General features: G+C 72.5%; 18 protein-coding genes. 12 read left to right on the top strand and 6 right to left on the bottom strand.

Features of this window, described 5'->3' with window-relative positions:
- The first annotated feature begins 78 nt into the window (after positions 1-78).
- Together J2S59_RS19585 and J2S59_RS19580 are read left to right on the top strand one after the other, a co-directional pair.
- Positions 79-2,145, top strand: coding sequence for an ATP-dependent DNA helicase UvrD2 (locus J2S59_RS19585; protein ID WP_306825422.1), 2,067 nt, complete (start codon positions 79-81; stop codon positions 2,143-2,145).
- 14 nt (positions 2,146-2,159) lie between these two features.
- The gene (locus J2S59_RS19580; RefSeq protein WP_306825421.1) at positions 2,160-3,311 is read left to right on the top strand and encodes an acyl-CoA dehydrogenase family protein; all 1,152 of its coding nucleotides are present in this window, start codon (positions 2,160-2,162) and stop codon (positions 3,309-3,311) included.
- A 28-nt stretch (positions 3,312-3,339) separates the two neighbouring features.
- Here J2S59_RS19580 and J2S59_RS19575 read toward each other — a convergent pair whose 3' ends face one another.
- Positions 3,340-4,230 carry a LysR family transcriptional regulator ArgP gene (locus J2S59_RS19575; protein ID WP_068121526.1) on the bottom strand — a complete coding sequence of 297 codons (891 nt, stop codon included), beginning with the start codon at positions 4,228-4,230 and terminating at the stop codon, positions 3,340-3,342.
- Between the two features lie 101 nt (positions 4,231-4,331).
- On the opposite strand from J2S59_RS19575, the gene J2S59_RS19570 reads away from it, so the two are divergent.
- The 6 genes from J2S59_RS19570 to J2S59_RS19545 all read left to right on the top strand — a co-directional run bounded on the left by J2S59_RS19570 (position 4,332) and on the right by J2S59_RS19545 (position 7,759).
- Positions 4,332-4,973, top strand: coding sequence for a LysE/ArgO family amino acid transporter (locus J2S59_RS19570; protein ID WP_246360367.1), 642 nt, complete (start codon positions 4,332-4,334; stop codon positions 4,971-4,973).
- Positions 4,974-5,425: 452 nt separating this feature from the next.
- Complete coding sequence (locus J2S59_RS19565; protein ID WP_306825420.1) at positions 5,426-5,728, top strand: WhiB family transcriptional regulator; 303 nt, start codon at positions 5,426-5,428, stop codon at positions 5,726-5,728.
- Positions 5,725-5,964, top strand: coding sequence for a putative WhiB-interacting protein (locus J2S59_RS19560; protein ID WP_497547666.1), 240 nt, complete (start codon positions 5,725-5,727; stop codon positions 5,962-5,964). The genes J2S59_RS19565 and J2S59_RS19560 overlap by 4 nt, the downstream gene beginning before the upstream one ends.
- Before the next feature lie 94 nt (positions 5,965-6,058).
- Positions 6,059-6,805, top strand: coding sequence for an acyltransferase (locus tag J2S59_RS19555; protein WP_246360324.1), 747 nt, complete (start codon positions 6,059-6,061; stop codon positions 6,803-6,805).
- Positions 6,795-7,439, top strand: a complete 645-nt coding sequence (locus J2S59_RS19550; protein ID WP_068120887.1) for a maleylpyruvate isomerase family mycothiol-dependent enzyme — start codon at positions 6,795-6,797, stop codon at positions 7,437-7,439. Before J2S59_RS19555 ends, J2S59_RS19550 begins: the two co-directional genes overlap by 11 nt.
- 152 nt (positions 7,440-7,591) lie before the next feature.
- On the top strand, positions 7,592-7,759 hold the full coding sequence (locus J2S59_RS19545; protein ID WP_306825419.1) for a hypothetical protein: 168 nt from the start codon (positions 7,592-7,594) through the stop codon (positions 7,757-7,759).
- A gap of 11 nt (positions 7,760-7,770) precedes the next feature.
- On the opposite strand, the gene J2S59_RS19540 is transcribed toward J2S59_RS19545, so the two are convergent.
- The 3 genes from J2S59_RS19540 to J2S59_RS19530 all read right to left on the bottom strand — a co-directional run bounded on the left by J2S59_RS19540 (position 7,771) and on the right by J2S59_RS19530 (position 10,328).
- On the bottom strand, positions 7,771-9,105 hold the full coding sequence (locus tag J2S59_RS19540; protein WP_068119765.1) for an ABC1 kinase family protein: 1,335 nt from the start codon (positions 9,103-9,105) through the stop codon (positions 7,771-7,773).
- The gene (locus J2S59_RS19535; protein ID WP_306825418.1) at positions 9,102-10,013 is read right to left on the bottom strand and encodes a hypothetical protein; all 912 of its coding nucleotides are present in this window, start codon (positions 10,011-10,013) and stop codon (positions 9,102-9,104) included. Before J2S59_RS19535 ends, J2S59_RS19540 begins: the two co-directional genes overlap by 4 nt.
- 156 nt (positions 10,014-10,169) lie before the next feature.
- Positions 10,170-10,328: a DUF5679 domain-containing protein gene (locus tag J2S59_RS19530; protein ID WP_167288890.1), complete on the bottom strand. Its 159-nt coding sequence runs from the start codon at positions 10,326-10,328 to the stop codon at positions 10,170-10,172.
- 223 nt (positions 10,329-10,551) lie between these two features.
- Between J2S59_RS19530 and J2S59_RS19525 the strand changes: the two genes are divergently transcribed.
- From J2S59_RS19525 to J2S59_RS19515, 3 genes are all read left to right on the top strand, one after another.
- Positions 10,552-11,370: an enoyl-CoA hydratase/isomerase family protein gene (locus J2S59_RS19525; protein ID WP_068121160.1), complete on the top strand. Its 819-nt coding sequence runs from the start codon at positions 10,552-10,554 to the stop codon at positions 11,368-11,370.
- 339 nt (positions 11,371-11,709) lie between these two features.
- The gene (locus J2S59_RS19520; RefSeq protein ID WP_068121163.1) at positions 11,710-12,795 is read left to right on the top strand and encodes a PHP domain-containing protein; all 1,086 of its coding nucleotides are present in this window, start codon (positions 11,710-11,712) and stop codon (positions 12,793-12,795) included.
- Between the two features lie 9 nt (positions 12,796-12,804).
- Entirely contained in the window at positions 12,805-13,332 is a 528-nt protein-coding gene (locus J2S59_RS19515; protein WP_068121167.1) for a M48 metallopeptidase family protein, read from the top strand.
- Positions 13,333-13,430: 98 nt separating this feature from the next.
- Here the strand turns inward: J2S59_RS19515 and J2S59_RS19510 are convergent, their stop codons facing one another.
- Positions 13,431-13,880 carry an NUDIX hydrolase gene (locus J2S59_RS19510; protein ID WP_246360340.1) on the bottom strand — a complete coding sequence of 150 codons (450 nt, stop codon included), beginning with the start codon at positions 13,878-13,880 and terminating at the stop codon, positions 13,431-13,433.
- Between the two features lie 110 nt (positions 13,881-13,990).
- The gene (locus J2S59_RS19505) at positions 13,991-15,319 is read right to left on the bottom strand and encodes a zinc-dependent metalloprotease (protein ID WP_306825417.1); all 1,329 of its coding nucleotides are present in this window, start codon (positions 15,317-15,319) and stop codon (positions 13,991-13,993) included.
- Between the two features lie 111 nt (positions 15,320-15,430).
- Between J2S59_RS19505 and J2S59_RS19500 the strand changes: the two genes are divergently transcribed.
- Positions 15,431-15,700 carry a hypothetical protein gene (locus tag J2S59_RS19500; protein ID WP_068120895.1) on the top strand — a complete coding sequence of 90 codons (270 nt, stop codon included), beginning with the start codon at positions 15,431-15,433 and terminating at the stop codon, positions 15,698-15,700.
- The last annotated feature ends 41 nt before the right edge of the window (positions 15,701-15,741 follow it).

Below are 15,741 nucleotides of genomic sequence, written 5' to 3'. Positions count from 1 at the left end.
ACAGCGATGTCGGGGCCGCGCTCTAGGCTCGGGCCCGTCTGACGAGAACGCTACGACCCGAGGAGTTGTTCCACGCTGTTGCCCACGTCCGGCACCTCTCCCGACGCCCTGCTCGAGGGTCTCGACCCCGAGCAGCGCGCGGTCGCGACGACCCTGCGCGGACCGGTGCGCGTGCTCGCCGGTGCCGGCACGGGCAAGACCCGCGCCATCACCCACCGCATCGCCTACGGCGTCGCGAGCGGCGTCTATGCGCCCAACGAGGTCCTGGCCGTCACGTTCACGACCCGGGCCGCCGGGGAGATGCGTGGGCGGCTGCGCGGGTTGGGCGCTGCCGGGGTGCAGGCGCGCACGTTCCACTCGGCGGCGCTGCGCCAGCTGCGCTACTTCTGGCCGCACGTCTACGGCGGGGAGCCGCCGCAGCTGATCGAGTCCAAGCTCGGGATGCTCGCCCAGGCCGCGCGCGGGCTGCGGGTCCAGGTCGACCAGGCGACGCTGCGCGACCTGGCCTCGGAGATCGAGTGGGCCAAGGTCTCCAACGTGCGCCCCGACGACTACGAGCGCGCGGCGAAGGCGCGCAACCGCGAGGTCAGCGGCCAGGCGCCGAGCGTGATCGCGCGGGTGTTCGCCGGCTACGAGGAGGTCAAGCGCGGCCAGGGCCGGATGGACATGGAGGACGTCCTGCTCATCACGGCCGCACTCCTCGAGGACGAGCGGGTGGGGGCGCAGGTGCGCCGGCAATACAAGTGGTTCGTCGTCGACGAGTTCCAGGACGTCAGCCCGATCCAGTGGGCGCTGCTCGAGCTGTGGCTCGGCGGTCGCGACGAACTGTGCGTCGTCGGCGACCCCGCCCAGACGATCTATTCCTTCGCCGGCGCCCGGGCCGACTACCTGCGCGACCTCGGCTCCCGCTTCCGCGACGTCACCACCGTCGAGCTGGTGCGCAACTACCGCTCCACGCCGCAGATCGTCGAGGCCGCCAACACCGTCCTCGGCACGGGTCCCGAGCGCGGGGGAGCGGTACGGCTGGTCGCCCAGCAGCCCGCCGGTCCCGACGTGGCCTACGTCGAGCACCCCGACGAGGTCGCCGAAGCCGAGGCGACCGCGGCCGAGATCCTCGCGGCCCAGCGCAACGGCGTCCCCCTGCGCGAGATCGCGATCCTGTTCCGCATCAATGCCCAGTCCGAGGCGTTCGAGGAGGCGCTGGCCGCGCGCGGACTGGCGTACGTCGTGCGCGGTGCCGCCCGCTTCTTCGAGCGGCCCGAGGTCCGCCAAGCCGTCACGATGCTGCGCGGGCGCGCCCGCGGCGGCGAGCCGGTCGCGGCCGAGGACCTGGTGGTCGAGACCAAGGCCGTCCTCGCCGGGATGGAGTGGACCGAGCAGGCCCCGACCGGCCGTGGCGCCAAGCGCGACCGCTGGGAGTCCCTGCACGCCCTGGTCACCCAGGCCGAGGAGTTCGCGCAGGACCCGGCCGCCACCCTGGATGCGTTCGTCGACGAGCTCGACCGCCGCGCCAGCGAGCAGCACGCCCCCGTCGCCGAGGGCGTCACCCTGGCCACCCTCCACGCCGCCAAGGGCCTGGAGTGGGACCGCGTCTTCCTGTGCGGCATGCAGGAGGGCTCGATGCCGATCGTCTACGCCGAGGGGCCCGAGCAGATCGGCGAGGAGCGCCGGCTGCTCTACGTCGGCATGACCCGCGCGCGCCAGCAGCTCACCGTCTCCTGGTCGCAGTCGCGCTCGCCCGGCGGTCGCGCCTCGCGCAAGCCGTCGCGGTTCCTCGCCGACGTCCGCCCCGAGGTCGGCTCCGACCGCGCGCCCGGCAAGCAGCGCACCCGCCGCAAGGGCCTGGCCACCTGCCGCTCGTGCGGCATCTCGCTCACCACCACCGCGGAGCGCAAGGTCGGGCGGTGCGAGAACTGCCCCGCGACGTACGACGAGGCGTTGTTCGAGCGGCTGCGGGAGTGGCGGGTGGAGCGCGCCACCACCGACAAGGTGCCGGCCTTCGTGGTCTTCACCGACCTCACCCTGCAGGCGATCGCGGAGCAGAAGCCCGCCGACGAGCGCGCCCTGTTGGCGATCAGCGGGGTGGGGCGCTCCAAGATCGACAAGTACGCCGACGAGGTGCTCGCGATCGTCAATGACTCCTGAGTAGGTTTGCGCCCATGCGTCGCACTCTCTACAACGAGGACCACGAGTCCTATCGCCAGACCATCCGCCGGTTCATCGAGGCCGAGGTCGTGCCCCACTACCCGGACTGGTTCGAGGCCGGTCAGGTCCCCACGGAGCTCTACACCAAGCTCGGCGAGCTGGGTGTCTGGGGGATCGAGGTCCCCGAGGAGTACGGCGGGGCCGGCATCGATTCGTTCAAGTACTCCGCGATCCTCACCGAGGAGGCGTGCCGGGCGGGGGTCAACCTCGGCGCCGCGGGCGTCCACACGGAGCTCTGCCTGCCCTACCTGCTCAAGCTCGGCACCGAGGAGCAGCTGCAGCGGTGGATGCCCGGTTTCGTCTCGGGCGAGACGATGTTCGCCATCGCGATGACCGAGCCCGGCACGGGCTCCGACCTCGCCGGCATGCGCACGACCGCCGTGCGCGACGGGGACCACTACGTCCTCAACGGGGCCAAGACCTTCATCACCGGCGGCGTGCTCGCCGGTCGCGTCATCGTCTGCGCCCGCACCGCCCCGCCGCGCGAGGACGACCGCCGCTTCGGCATCTCGCTGCTCGTCGTCGACACCTCGCTCCCGGGTTGGGAGGTCGGCCGCAAGCTCGACAAGATCGGTCTCAAGGTCTCCGACACCGCGGAGCTGTCCTTCACCGACGTCCGGGTCCCGGCCGAGGACCTGCTCGGCGAGGAGAACATGGGCTTCTCCTACCTCGGGCAGAACCTCCCCCAGGAGCGGCTCGGCATCGCCGTCGGCGCCTACGCCCAGGCCGCGGCAGCGCTGCGGTTCGCCGTCGACTACACCAAGCAGCGCGAGGTCTTCGGTCAGCCGGTCGCGGCCTTCCAGAACACCAAGTTCGAGCTGGCCGCCTGCAAGGCCGAGCTCGACGCGTGCCAGGCCGTCGTCGACCGCGCCATCGAGGCCCACGACGCCGGTGAGCTCACCGCGGTCGAGGCCGCGTCGGCCAAGCTGTTCTGCACCGAGACGGCCAACCGGATCATCGACCGGTGCCTGCAGCTGCACGGCGGCTACGGCTACATCAACGAGTACCCCATCGCCCGGCTCTACGCCGACAACCGGGTCACCCGGATCTATGGCGGCACCTCCGAGGTTATGAAGATGATCATCGCCAAGGACGTCCTGGGCTGATCAGCCCTCGGCACGACCAGCGGCAGCTTCAGCGCCGGGCCAGCGCAGCACGCGCGGCCCGGCGCACTGCGTTGGTGAGGTCGTCCAGCCCCGCGCTCTCCAGGCGCCAGCGCTGCCAATGCAGGGGTACGCCGCTCCACGTCGTGCCCGGCAGCCGCACCAGCTCGCCGTCGGCCTCGACCGCCGTGAGCTGCGGCTCCGGCACCATGCCCCAGCCCAGGCCCCGGCGTACGGCCTCGAGGAAGTCCGCCGAGCTCGGCACCCGGTGGACCACCGGCGGACGCGCGTGCCCGCGTGCAGCGAGCGCGTCGTCCTGCAGTCGGTCCTTCTCGTTGAACACCACCACCGGCATGGCCGCCCAGTCGACGCCGCGTCCGCTGCGGTGGCGCTCGAGCAGCCCGGGTGCGGCGGCCGGGCGGTAGCGCAGCGTCCCGAGGTGCTCCACCGAGCACCCCTGGACGGGGTCGCTGCTCGCGGTGATGGCGGCCTGGACGTCGCCGCGGCGAAGCAGGTCGCTGGAGTAGGCCTGGTCCTCCACGTGCAGGCGCAGCGCGGTCGCGGGTCGGGCGGCGATCTCGTCCAGGACGGGGCGGAACCAGGTCGCCAGCGAGTCGGCGTTGACCGCGACGGCGAGCTCGGTGACCACGGGCTCGGCGCCCGGCGCGGTGGGCAGGAGGGTGCCGGCCTCCGCGTCGAGCAGGTGCAGCTGCCGCGCGAGCCGGAGCAGGGGAGCGCCGGCCTCGGTCACCTCCGCGGGCGTCGTACGCCGCACGAGCACCTGGCCGGCGGTGCGCTCGAGCGCTCGGATGCGCTGGCTCACGGCGCTCGGCGTCACGCGCAGTCGACGTGCTGCCGCCTCGAACGTCCCCTCCTCGGCGATGACGCGCAGGGTCTCGAGGTGCTCGGGGTCGAAGCGCATCGGGCCAGTCAAGCAGCGATCGGGCCGTGATGAAGCCATGCTTCATGATGTGTAGGAAGTTTCGTTGGTGTGATGGAGTCTCGCGCGGTTAGGTTCCGACGGTGCTCACCGCCCTGACCCCCGCTCTGGCCGGCTTCCTGACCGGCGGTTCGCTGATCATCGCGATCGGCGCGCAGAACGCCTTCGTCCTGCGTCAGGGACTGGCGCGCCACCACGTCGGCGCGGTGGTCGCGCTGTGTGCCGTATCCGACGCCGTGCTGATCGTTGCCGGTGTCGGCGGGCTCGGGGCGCTCGTCGACCGCGCCGGCTGGCTCGTCGACGTCGTGCGCTGGCTCGGGGTGGCCTTCCTCCTCTGGTACGCCGCCGGGTCGCTGCGCCGCGCCTTCCGTCCCGAAGCCCTCGGTGCCGACGGCGTCGCCGCGGCGCGCGCGGAGTCGCGCCGGACCGTCCTCGGCCGTGCGGCCGCACTGACCTGGCTGAACCCGCACGTCTACCTCGACACGGTGCTCCTCATCGGCTCCATCGCCGCCACCCACAGCGCGGGCGCCGACCCCGGTGGCCTCGACGGGCGGTGGTGGTTCGCGATCGGTGCGGTGACGGCGAGCCTGGTCTGGTTCTCCGGACTCGGGTACGGCGCGCGGCTGCTCGCGCCTGCGCTCGCCCGACCGCGCGCATGGCAGGTGCTCGAGGTGCTGATCGCGGCGACGATGATCGCCATCGCGATCAAGCTCGCGCTGGGCTGAACGAGAGCCGCGATCGGGTTGGCAGAAAACTTGCGATGTAAGGACCAGAAATTGACTTGGCACTGACGCGCCGAGAGCGATAGGTTCTCGCTCAGTCCTTAACAGCCCGCGCATCACGGTCCTGGCACGACCGGCGCTCGAAGAACCAGAAGGAGGTGCGGAGATGTTCACCACGACCACGTGGCTTACCGGCAGCAAGCCGGCCTTTGGCATGTCCGCACCGGCGTGCATCCAGGGGACCGCTGTGTCTGCTGCGCGTCTGCGCCACATCGATGCTCTCGACATCACGGGAGCGACCTCGGGGACCTCTGCCTGGAGCCCACCTGACTGGTGACACCACCAGCAGGCGACCTCCAGGCCGCGGAACCCGAATCCGGGATCCGCGGCCTTCGTGTTTCTCGGACCCAGATCGACCACCACCACACGAGATCACGCACGAGGAGGTGCGACGCATGACCATCAGCGTCCTCACCCCGCCGGTCGCCACCGCGACCCACGGGTTGGGTGCAGGTGAGCCGGGAGAGCTGCCCTGCCGGGCAGCTGACGCGGAGCTGTTCTTCGCCGAGTCGCCGGCGGACGTCGAGACCGCGAAGGCGCTGTGCCTGGACTGCCCGGTCCGGGCCGAGTGCCTGGCCGGAGCGCTCGAGCGCCGCGAGCCCTGGGGCGTGTGGGGCGGTGAGCTGTTCCTCCAAGGAGTGGTGATCCCCCGCAAGCGTCCCCGCGGCCGTCCGCGCAAGAACCCGGTCGCGGCCTGACGCTCACCGGCACACCCACAGAGAAGACCGATCACATGACCAAGAACGCTTTGAAGCCCAGGAGAATCCTCATGTATCTCATGAACGAAGAACTCGCTCGCGCTCAACAGCACGAGCGGCTGGAGGCCGCCCACACGCACATGTTGGTGCGCCAGGCGAAGACCGCTCGCAAGGCCGCCCGCAAGGCCGAGCGCGCCGCCCAGCAGGCACGGCTGGCCATCGCCCGACAGTTGTAGGTCAGCTCTCGGCGCAGAAGGACCCGCTGAATCCGCCCGACCCGTCAGCCCCGGAAGCCCCACGCTTCCGGGGCTGGCGCTACTGTCAGCGCCCGTGAGCGTACCCACGCAGCCGCCCCCGAGCCGGGCCGTCGACGCCTCGTGGCGCAAGCGCCTGGCCAACCGGATCGTCCAGCGGGCGTGGCACTGGGTCGACCGGGCCGGCGAGATCGTTCCTGGCACCGCGGCCGCAAGCCGATTCGGTGCCCTCGGGCCGGGCAGCTGCATCGGGTTCCCGCACGCGACCTTGATGAACGTCGGCTCGATCCACATCGGCGCCGGCACGCTCATCGGGCGCAACGCGACGCTCAGCGTCGGCTACGGGCCGACGGCCACGCAGCTCCCCGAGCGCGGCCTCGTGATCGGCGACCGGTGCGTGCTCGGCGCGCGCGTCAGCCTCACCGCGCACTCCTCGATCGAGATCGGCGACGCGGTCTGGTTCGGCCAGTCGGTCTTCGTCTCCGACGCCAGCCACGGCTACCAGGATCCCGAGAGCCCGATCGGCGAGCAGCTCGGCGACCACCAGCCGGTGCGCATCGGCTCCGGCTCCTGGATCGGGCACGGCGCGATCATCCTGCCGGGCACCACGATCGGCCGCAACGTCGTGGTCGCGGCCGGCTCGGTCGTGCGCGGCACGATCGACGACCACGCAGTCGTCGGAGGAGTGCCGGCCAAGCTGATCCGGCGCCTCGAGCCCGGCGTGGGCTGGGTCGGCAACGGGGGCGACGTACGCCCGGTGTGGTCCCACGACGAGCTCGTGATCCGCGGCCTGCGACGCGCAAGGGTTGCCCATGACTCGTGACCTGCTTCCCTCCGAGGAGCTGTGGCCCGCCGTGCACGCCGCCCGGCGCAGCCTCGCTGAGGACCTGGCGACGCTGTCGGAGGCGCAGTGGCGGACGCCGTCGCTGTGCGACGACTGGGACGTCGAGCATGTCGTCGCCCACCTCACGGCGGCAGCGAGCGTCGGGCAGTGGCGCTGGCTGCGCAGCATCGTCGCGGCCGGCTTCCGCCCCGCGGTGCACAACGAGCGGCGCCTGCGCGAGCACCTCGGCGCGACCCCGGCCGAGACCCTGCGCCGCTTCGAGGCGGTCGTCCACTCCACCGTGGCACCGACCCGCGACACCGCGGCGTACCTCGGCGAGGTGCTCGTGCACGGGGAGGACATCCGTCACCCGCTGGGCATCGAGGCGGAGCCCGATCTCAATGCGCTGACTGCGGTCGCGCGCTTCTACGCCGCCCGGGACTTCACCGTCTCGAGCCGATCGGCGACCAAGGGGCTCCGGCTGCGCGCGACCGACGGCCCCTTCGCTACCGGTGAGGGACCCGAGGTCGCCGGGACGACGCTCGCACTGGTGATGGCGATGGCGGGGCGACGCGCCTATGTCGAGCAGCTCGAGGGCCCGGGCGTGGCCACGTTGGCCGACCGGATCGGGTGAGGCCGGTGGCGAGGCCGGTGGGGCGTCCGATGGCGGGAGAGGTCTGGGGCCACGGTCGTGAGGTCGCCGCGCGCGGGATCGACTTGCTCCTGGGCGTCAGCGGTCGACCCGTCCACCCCGATCCACTGGCGACTCCGGGCTAGCCTGAAGCGATGGCGAGTTCCACCACCTGCGACTTCTGCGGGACGACGGTGCCCGGTGACCCGCCGCTGACGTGGACCGCCGCCGTCGAGGGCGATCGGCTGCGCCGGTTCTGCGACAGCTGCTCGCGCGAGCACCTGCGCGCGATGGAGGCCAAGCTCGACTCCGACTTCTGGTGAGCCGCGCCGCGCTACTCCTCGGCGAAGCCCGGCAGGTGCGTCTCGAGCAGCTCGCGGAAGGCCAGCGTCGCCTCGAGCTGTGAGAGCACCCCGACCGCGCCGAGCACGGTGCGGTGGATCAGCAGGTACGCCGGGGGCAGGTTGAGCTTGAGCTGCAGGGTGTAGCCGGCCTCGCGCGGGTCGGTGACGCGGTCGAACTGGCTGCGCAGCCAGTCACGGCTGAAGGTGAACTCCTCGTACTTGGTCGGCTCGACGAACGGCGCGAGGTAGTCCTGCAGCGCCTGTGGATCGACCTTGATCGACGGCTTCACGAAGCCCTCGGTGCGCAGCTCGGCGAGAAGTTGGTCGTAGTCGTCGTGGGCGGCGATCCGCAGGAGCTTGCCCATCGCCGGGGGCAGCCCGCCCTCGGGCAGGCGGGCGACCGCGCCGAAGTCGACGATGCCCAGCCCGCCGGGCGTACCGTCCTCGGTCGGGAGGATGCGGAAGTTGCCGGGGTGCGGGTCGGCGTGCAGCATCCCGCTGCGCGCAGGGCCGACGAAGAGGAACCGGGCGTAGAGCTCGCCGTAGTGGTCGCGCGTGGCCTCATCAGCGGTGTCGATCAGCTGCGCCAGCGAGCCGGTCGACTCCATCCACGTGGTGACCAGCACCCGATCGGAGTAGGCCACGACCTCGGGCACGGTGTAGTCGGGGTCGTCGCGAAACGCTTCCGCGAACGCCTGCTGCGCCTCGGCCTCGAGCCGGTAGTCGAGCTCCTCCTCGGCGCGCAGCAGCAGCTCGTCGACGAGCGCCTTCACGTCGAGGCCCGGCACCAGGGTGCCGAAGGTGCGCCCCAGACGGGCCACCTGGCGCAGGTCGGAGGTGAAGGCTTTGTCGGCGCCGGGGTACTGGATCTTGACCGCAACCTCGCGGCCGTCATGCCAGCGCCCGCGGTGGACCTGCCCCAGCGACGCGGACGCCGACGGCGTCTCCTCGAGCTCGACCAGCTGGTCGCGCCAGTCGCCGCCCAGCTCGCGGGTGAGCACGACGTGGACGGCCGCCAGCGACATCGGGGGAGCGGAGTCCTGCAGCTTGGTGAGCTGGGCCCGGTAGGGCCCGACCAGCTCCTCGGGCAGAGCCGCCTCCATCACCGACAGCGCCTGGCCGAACTTCATCGCGCCGCCCTTGAGCTCACCCAGGGTGCGGAAGAGCTGCTCGGCGGTGCGCTGCTGGACCTCGGTCAGGACGGCCTCCGCGGGCGCGCCGCCCAGGCGCCGTCCGAGTCCGACGGCGGTGCGGCCGGCGTACCCCAGGGGCAGACCGGCGAGTCGGGCCGTGCGGACCACTGCCTTGCGCGGGAGGTCACTCACCCTGTCATTGTTGCCGACAGGTCCCAGCCGCAGCCGCAACCGGGATGCCGGGCCCACGCACGGGTGCGCAGGTCGGGGTGCTCAGGCCCCAGCCGCACGGTCGCCGACCAGGTCGAGGGACGCAGTCCGGCGGTCCAGGCGAGCACGTCGCGCACGGCCCAGCCGGCGGCGATCGCGGCCAGCGCCGGGTCGACCGGTTCGGGTACGCCGTCGGGCCGGTCGCACCCGTCGAGGCGGGCGCGCTGCTCGACCAGCAGCGGCCAGCGCGGGTCCTCGTCGCCGTGGTGGGCGTCGACGCAGCGCAGGCAGGCGGTGCGGCCCGGCTCCACGAACGGTCCGACGGTGGCCACCCCCTCGTCCAGGCGTACGGCGAGGTGGGGCACCCCCGCACGTGCCCACGGGTCCAGGCGGGTGCGGGTCGGCTGCCCGACGCCGGCGAGCACGATCAGCCCGGGCGCGGCGTCCTTGCCCTCCTTGCCCTGCTTGCCCTCCTGATCCGTCTGCGGCGGGCAGCCGGCGTCGGTGAGCAGCGCGGTCAACCGTGCGGCCAGGCGGGCGCCCGGCTCGCTGCCGAACGACTCGACCACGATCGGCGGAACCCCACCGGTGCTCGCCTCGCCAGTCAGCAACCGGGCCGCGGCGGCGTACCGATCCCCGCGGGCGAAGGGCGCGTCGGGCAGGGTCACGACCAGCCCGGCCTCCGTCAGTCGACTGCCCAGCGGGTGGGTGGCGAGCAGCTCGCGCAGATCGCCGCGGTTCCAGGCGGTCAGCAGCGCGCGGTGCTCGGGGGTGTCGGGCACGACGACGGCGTGGTCGGGGTCGAGGCCGAGCTGGAGGTGGCCGGCGTCGCGGCGCAGCAGCCGCGCGCCGGGACGCAGCAGCGGCGTACCGGAGACGTGCGTGGCCATGGCGGCAGGCTCGCAGAACGCGGCCGAGTCCGGCGGCGGTCATCCACAGGGCCGTCTGACTGGTCAGCAGGGAAAGCACGAAGACCCCGGAGGAAGCCCGGGGCCTTCGCCTGTTCGTGGTGGTGCTGGGTGATGCGGTGGTGCGGGTGCTGAGGATCAGGCCTTGCCGAGGATCCGGTTGAGGTTGGTGCTGCAGACGGGGCAGACGGCCTTGGCCATCTTGGTGCCCTTGTCGTTGACGCGGACCTCGCCCTCGGCCTCGCGCTTCTCCTTGCACTTCACGCAATAGAACTCGCCGCTCCAGGTCTCCGCCATGACGGCCCTCCTTCTGTTGTGCACCCCGCCGTGGTTGGAGGGGAACTGGTCGTCGCGGCGGGGGCCTTCGGGGAAGCCCCGCCGGGGCCGACCGCACGGCGGCCGACCGATTGGCACACTACGCCAACGATCGCCGTCTGGGTCGTTCTCGCGCGAGATGCGGTTTCGTGTCGAAATCCGCGTCGCGCCGCGGTTTCCGACCCACGCACTAGCCTCACCGACCATGAGTACCCCGACTCCTGCGCACCCGACCGACCTGCCCCACCTGCGCGTCGAGCGCCACGACGACGGGGTCGTCGTCCTCACCCTCGACGACCCCGATCGGCGCAACGCGATGACCACGGCGATGACCGAGTCGTGGGTCGCGGCGGTCGAGTCGCTCGCGGGCGATGCGAGCGTGCGGGTCGCGGTGGTGACCGGCGCGGGCAGTGCCTTCACCTCCGGGGGTGACACCGCGTGGCTGGCCAGCGAGCCGGACGCGACGGTCGACGAGCTGCGCACGCGGATGCTCGGCTTCTATCGCGCGTGGCTGTCGATCACGAAGCTGGAGGTCCCGACCATCGCGGCGGTCAACGGCGCCGCGATCGGCGCCGGGCTCTGCCTGGCCCTGGCCTGCGACATCCGGTACGCCGCTCCGGGCGCCAAGGTGGGGGCGCCGTTCGTGAAGCTCGGCCTGCACCCGGGCATGGCCGGCACCTTCCTACTGCCCGACGCCGTGGGTGCGGCGCAGGCGCGCGAGCTGCTGATCACCGGCCGGGTCGTCGACGCCGACGAGGCCCTGCGCCTGGGCCTGGTCTCGCGGGTGCTCGGCGGCGAGAGCTTCCTCGACGAGGTCCTCGCCATCGCCCGCGATATCGCCGCGACCGCCCCGATCGCGCAGCGGCTCACGACGCTGGCGCTGCGCGGCGGCGGGCACGCCGACCTGGAGACCGCGCTGCAGTGGGAGGCGCTCGCGCAGCCGGTGACGATGGCGACCGACGACCTGCAGGAGGGGATCCGGGCCGTGCGCGAGAAGCGCGCGCCGCGCTTCACCGGGCGCTGACCAGGCGGGAGAAGAAGGAGAGGCCCCCTGCCTGTGACCGGCGCTGGCCTTCCCCTTGCCTACGCCGACCACCGTGACCGGGGGCCTCTTCTGTGCGTGAACGCTAGGGGGAACCGCCGCCGCGGTCAACGCGATCTCACGAACTCATCCGCAGCCTGTGGACAACTGTGTGGACAACTGGGGACGGGGTGTTGAGAACGTGTTCTCGGCCGGGGACGACGCGCCGTACGGGTGTGTACGGTGCTGAGGAAGCCCGCACCGCCGTACCCCCGGTGATGGGGCGCTGACCTGCAGGAACGGTCCACCGCGCGGTGCGGCCCGGGTGTGGAGGAAGAAAAGTTGGCGCGCGAATCCGACAAGTCGCCCGAGCCGGGCACCGGGATCGAGTCGGGCGCGCCGCTCGGGCCGGTCGCCGCGCTGCGCCGGATCGCGTTCCTCCTCGAGCGTCGGCTGGCGGAGACCTACAAGGTCAAGGCGTTCCGCTCGGCGGCCGCGACCCTGCTGCCGCTGGGCGAGGAGGAGGTACGCCGCCGCGCCGAGGCCGGCACGCTGCAGGAGCTGCCCGGCATCGGAGCCTCGACCGCGGGCGTCATCACCGACGCAGTCGCCGGGAAGGTGCCGGCCTACCTCGCCAAGCTCGAGCAAGAGGCCGGCCCGCTCGCCCCGGGCGGGGAGGAGCTGCGCGCGCAGCTGCGCGGCGACCTGCACACCCACTCCGACTGGTCCGACGGCGGCTCGCCGATCGAGGAGATGACGTTCACCGCCGTCGAGCTCGGTCATGAGTACGTCGTCCTCACCGACCACTCGCCGCGGCTCAAGGTCGCCAACGGCCTGTCCGCGGAGCGGCTGACCCGCCAGCTCGAGGTCATCGACGGGATCAACGCCCACCTCGGCGACAGCTTCCGGCTGCTCAAGGGGATCGAGGTCGACATCCTCGACGACGGCGGACTCGACCAGAGCGACGAGATGCTCGCCCGGCTCGACCTGCGGGTCGCCTCGGTGCACTCGAAGCTGCGGATGGAGTCGGCCGCGATGACCCGGCGGATGCTCGCTGCGATCGCCAACCCGTTCACCAACGTGCTGGGCCACTGCACCGGCCGGATGGTCACCGGGCGTCAGGGCCAGCGCAAGACGGGGCGCCCGGAGTCGGAGTTCGACGCCGAGGCCGTCTTCGCCGCCTGCGTCGAGCACGACGTCGCCGTCGAGATCAACTCCCGGCCCGAGCGGCGCGACCCGCCGACCCGGCTGATCGAGCAGGCGCTCGAGGCAGGGTGCCTGTTCTCCATCGACTCCGACGCCCACGCGCCGGGCCAGCTCGACTTCCTCGACCACGGCTGCGCGCGCGCCGCGGAGCTCGGGATCCCGGCCGAACGCATCGTCAACACCTGGCCGATTGACGACCTGCTGGCCTGGGCATCGCGGTAACGTCCCGTCATGGCCCAGCCCGTGGTGGAGGTACGTCGCTCGCGGCGCCGTCGTCGCACCGTGGGCGCCTACCGCGAGGACGGCAAGGTCATCGTGATGATCCCGGCCCGGTTCACCCAGGCCGAGGAGCGCGAGTGGGTGGCCACGATGCTCCAGCGCCTCGAGCGCTCCGAGAAGCGCCGGCGCCCCTCCGACGAGTCGCTCAAGCGGCGCGCGCTCGAGCTCAACACCCGCTACCTCGGCGGGCTCGCCGTCCCCGACACCGTCCGCTGGGCCGACAACCAGAACTCCCGCTGGGGCTCGTGCACCCCCGCCGACCGCTCGATCCGGCTGTCGTCACGGCTCAAGGGGATGCCGGGCTGGGTCGTCGACTACGTGCTGGTCCACGAGCTCGCCCACCTGCTCGAGCCCAACCACACCAGCGAGTTCTGGGCGTGGGTCAACCACTACCCCAAGACCGAGCGGGCGCGGGGCTACCTCGAGGGGGTCTCGGCGGCCGCGGGACTGGGCATCGCCGAGGACGACGTCGAGGACTGAGTCTGGGGGCCGGTGTCGCCGATCGGTGGCACGGGCGTCTTCCGTGCCGCGAATTGCGACATCTCGCACCGTTTCGGCGCGGCAACCCCTGCCAGATGTCACAAAGCGCGGTCGAGAGCGGCGCGGCCAAGTGCAGCCAGCTCGCGCAGCGTGGGCTCCAGGGCCGGCTCGATCGTGGTCAGCTCGTCGATGGGCCACCAGCGCACGTCGAGCGACTCCGCGCTGGTGGCGTGCCGAGCAGCGGCCGGCGCGACGGCGAGGTAGCGGACGTCGAGGTGGGTGACCGTCCCGTCGGGGTGGCAGAAGTCGACGTCGTGGGCGTCGAGCTGCACCGGTCCGGGCAGCAGCCGGAGCTCGGCGATGCCGGACTCCTCCTGCGCCTCCCGCAGCGCCGCGTCGGCCAGCGTGGCGTCGCCGGCCTCGCAGTGCCCGCCGAACTGGAACCACCGGCGCGCCTTCGCGTGCAGCGTCAGCAGCACGTGGTCGCCGGTCTCGTCGACCACCAGCGTCGAGGCGGTGAGATGGGCGGGGAAGCAGACCCGATCCATCGCGTCGTCGTACGCCGTGAGGTGGTCGAGGTAGCGGGTGCGCAGCGCCTGCTGGCGGGCGTCGTCGGGACGCCACGCGGTCAGGGCCGCGGTGGCGTCGGCGTGCAGGCTCAGCGGTCGTCCCCGCTGTCGCCCGCGTCGTCGCCCTGCTCGCCGTCGAGCAGCTTGGCCAGCTCCGCGTCGAACTCCGCGTCGCTGAGCTCGGTCGGGGTCTGCACGCCCTCGCGGAAGCCCAGCGGGTCGTCGAGATCGGCCGCGGTCGGCAGCAGGTCGGGGTGGGTCCAGACCGCGTCACGGGCCTCGATGCCCTGACGGGTGCGCAGCGAGCCCCACAGCGTGGAGGCGTCGCGCAGCCGGCGCGGACGCAGCTCGAGACCGACGAGCGCCCCGAAGGCCTGCTCGGCAGGACCGCCCGAGGCCCGGCGACGGCGCATCGCCTCGTGCAGCTTGCCGGCGTGCGGCATCCGCTCGGCGGTGGCCTGGCCGACGACCTCGTCGACCCAGCCCTCGACCAGCGCGAGCGTGGTCTCCAGGCGGGTGAGCGCGGCCTGCTGCTGCGGGGACTTCTGCGGCTCGAACAGCCCGCCCTCCAGCGCCTCCTGCAGCGCCTGGGGGTTCATCGGGTCGACACCGCGCATCGTCTCCTCGATGCCGGACAGGTCGAGGGAGACACCGCGGCCGTACTCCTCGACCGCGCTGATCAGGTGGCTGCGCAGCCACGGCACGTGGGCGAAGAGCCGCTGGTGGGCGGCCTCGCGCAGCGCGAGATAGAGGCGTACGTCGTCCTCGGTGACGTCGAGGCCCTCGCCGAACGCCGCGATGTTGGTCGGCAGCAGCGCGGCGGCACCCTCGGGGCCGAGAGGGAGGCCGATGTCGGAGGCGCTGAGCACCTCCTGGGCCAGCTGACCGAGCGCCTGGCCGACCTGGGAGCCGAACATGACGCCGCCGGCCTTCGACAGCATGCCGAGCAGCGGCCCGGCCATCGCCTTGGCCTCGGCCGGGAGCGAGTCGGCGAGCGCGGAGCTGACGTGCTGGGCGACCGGCTCGACCAGGACCTTCCACACCGGCAGGGTCTGCTCGACCCACTCGGCGCGGCTCCAGGCGTGGGTGGTGCGGATGCCGCTGGCGAAGTCGGTGGCGTCGTCCAGCCAGTGATCGGCCAGCCGCAGCGCGTCGGCGATCTGGTCGCGCTCGCGGTTGCCGGGGGAGGGGTCGGGCTGCGCGGCCACGGTCTTGCGGGCGGTGTCGCGGCCGAGGTCCCAGTTCACCGGACCGTCGAAGGGCTGCATCATCGCCTGCATCTGACCCATCAGCGCCGACAGGTCGGGCATGCCCGCACCGCCCGCGCCGCCGAACCCGCCGGCCAACCCGCCGAAGAGCTGCTCGAACGGCGTGCCCTTGAAGGGGTTGTCGGGTTCGTTGCCCTCGCTCTCGCTCATGGGGTCCACGGTACTCGCGCCCTGGTCGGTCCCACCCGGGTCGGTTGAGCGAAGTCGAGACCCCGTCGCGCCTCCCACTCCTGGCGGCCCGCTCGCCCTACCCTGAGCGGCGTGGAGATCCTGCTGTGGCTGGTGCCTCCGGTGGTCGTGACCGTGCTGACCGCCGGCTGGGTGTCGTGGGCCGAGCGGCGCGCGGTGAGCACCGACACCCGCTCCGAGGCCGACTACGCGCGGTTCGCCGCGGCCGTGCAGCGTCCGCTCGACCGTGGCCGCCGGCCCCGCGCCACCCGCGCACCCGCTCGCCCCGTGGACCGCAGCACCGGCGTCGCCGTACGCCCCTCCCGGCGGGACGCGCTGCCGCCCACCCGCCGCTCGGCCTGACCGGCCCTCGGGCGTGTTGGCGCGCAATGAGAGGGTGATCC

Source organism: Nocardioides massiliensis (assembly GCF_030811215.1).
Lineage (GTDB): Bacteria > Actinomycetota > Actinomycetes > Propionibacteriales > Nocardioidaceae > Nocardioides_A > Nocardioides_A massiliensis.
This window is presented reverse-complemented; position numbering and strand designations above follow the sequence as displayed.

Excerpts from the sequence above, each read along its gene's own strand:
- J2S59_RS19580 (WP_306825421.1), top strand. The coding sequence starts at position 2,160 with ATGCGTCGCACTCTCTACAACGAGGACCACGAGTCCTATCGCCAGACC.
- J2S59_RS19575 (WP_068121526.1), bottom strand. The coding sequence starts at position 4,230 with ATGCGCTTCGACCCCGAGCACCTCGAGACCCTGCGCGTCATCGCCGAG.
- J2S59_RS19565 (WP_306825420.1), top strand. The coding sequence starts at position 5,426 with ATGACCATCAGCGTCCTCACCCCGCCGGTCGCCACCGCGACCCACGGG.
- J2S59_RS19550 (WP_068120887.1), top strand. The coding sequence starts at position 6,795 with ATGACTCGTGACCTGCTTCCCTCCGAGGAGCTGTGGCCCGCCGTGCAC.
- J2S59_RS19545 (WP_306825419.1), top strand. The coding sequence starts at position 7,592 with ATGGCGAGTTCCACCACCTGCGACTTCTGCGGGACGACGGTGCCCGGT.
- J2S59_RS19535 (WP_306825418.1), bottom strand. The coding sequence starts at position 10,013 with ATGGCCACGCACGTCTCCGGTACGCCGCTGCTGCGTCCCGGCGCGCGG.
- J2S59_RS19530 (WP_167288890.1), bottom strand. The coding sequence starts at position 10,328 with ATGGCGGAGACCTGGAGCGGCGAGTTCTATTGCGTGAAGTGCAAGGAG.
- J2S59_RS19525 (WP_068121160.1), top strand. The coding sequence starts at position 10,552 with ATGAGTACCCCGACTCCTGCGCACCCGACCGACCTGCCCCACCTGCGC.
- J2S59_RS19515 (WP_068121167.1), top strand. The coding sequence starts at position 12,805 with ATGGCCCAGCCCGTGGTGGAGGTACGTCGCTCGCGGCGCCGTCGTCGC.
- J2S59_RS19510 (WP_246360340.1), bottom strand. The coding sequence starts at position 13,880 with ATGGATCGGGTCTGCTTCCCCGCCCATCTCACCGCCTCGACGCTGGTG.
- J2S59_RS19505 (WP_306825417.1), bottom strand. The coding sequence starts at position 15,319 with ATGAGCGAGAGCGAGGGCAACGAACCCGACAACCCCTTCAAGGGCACG.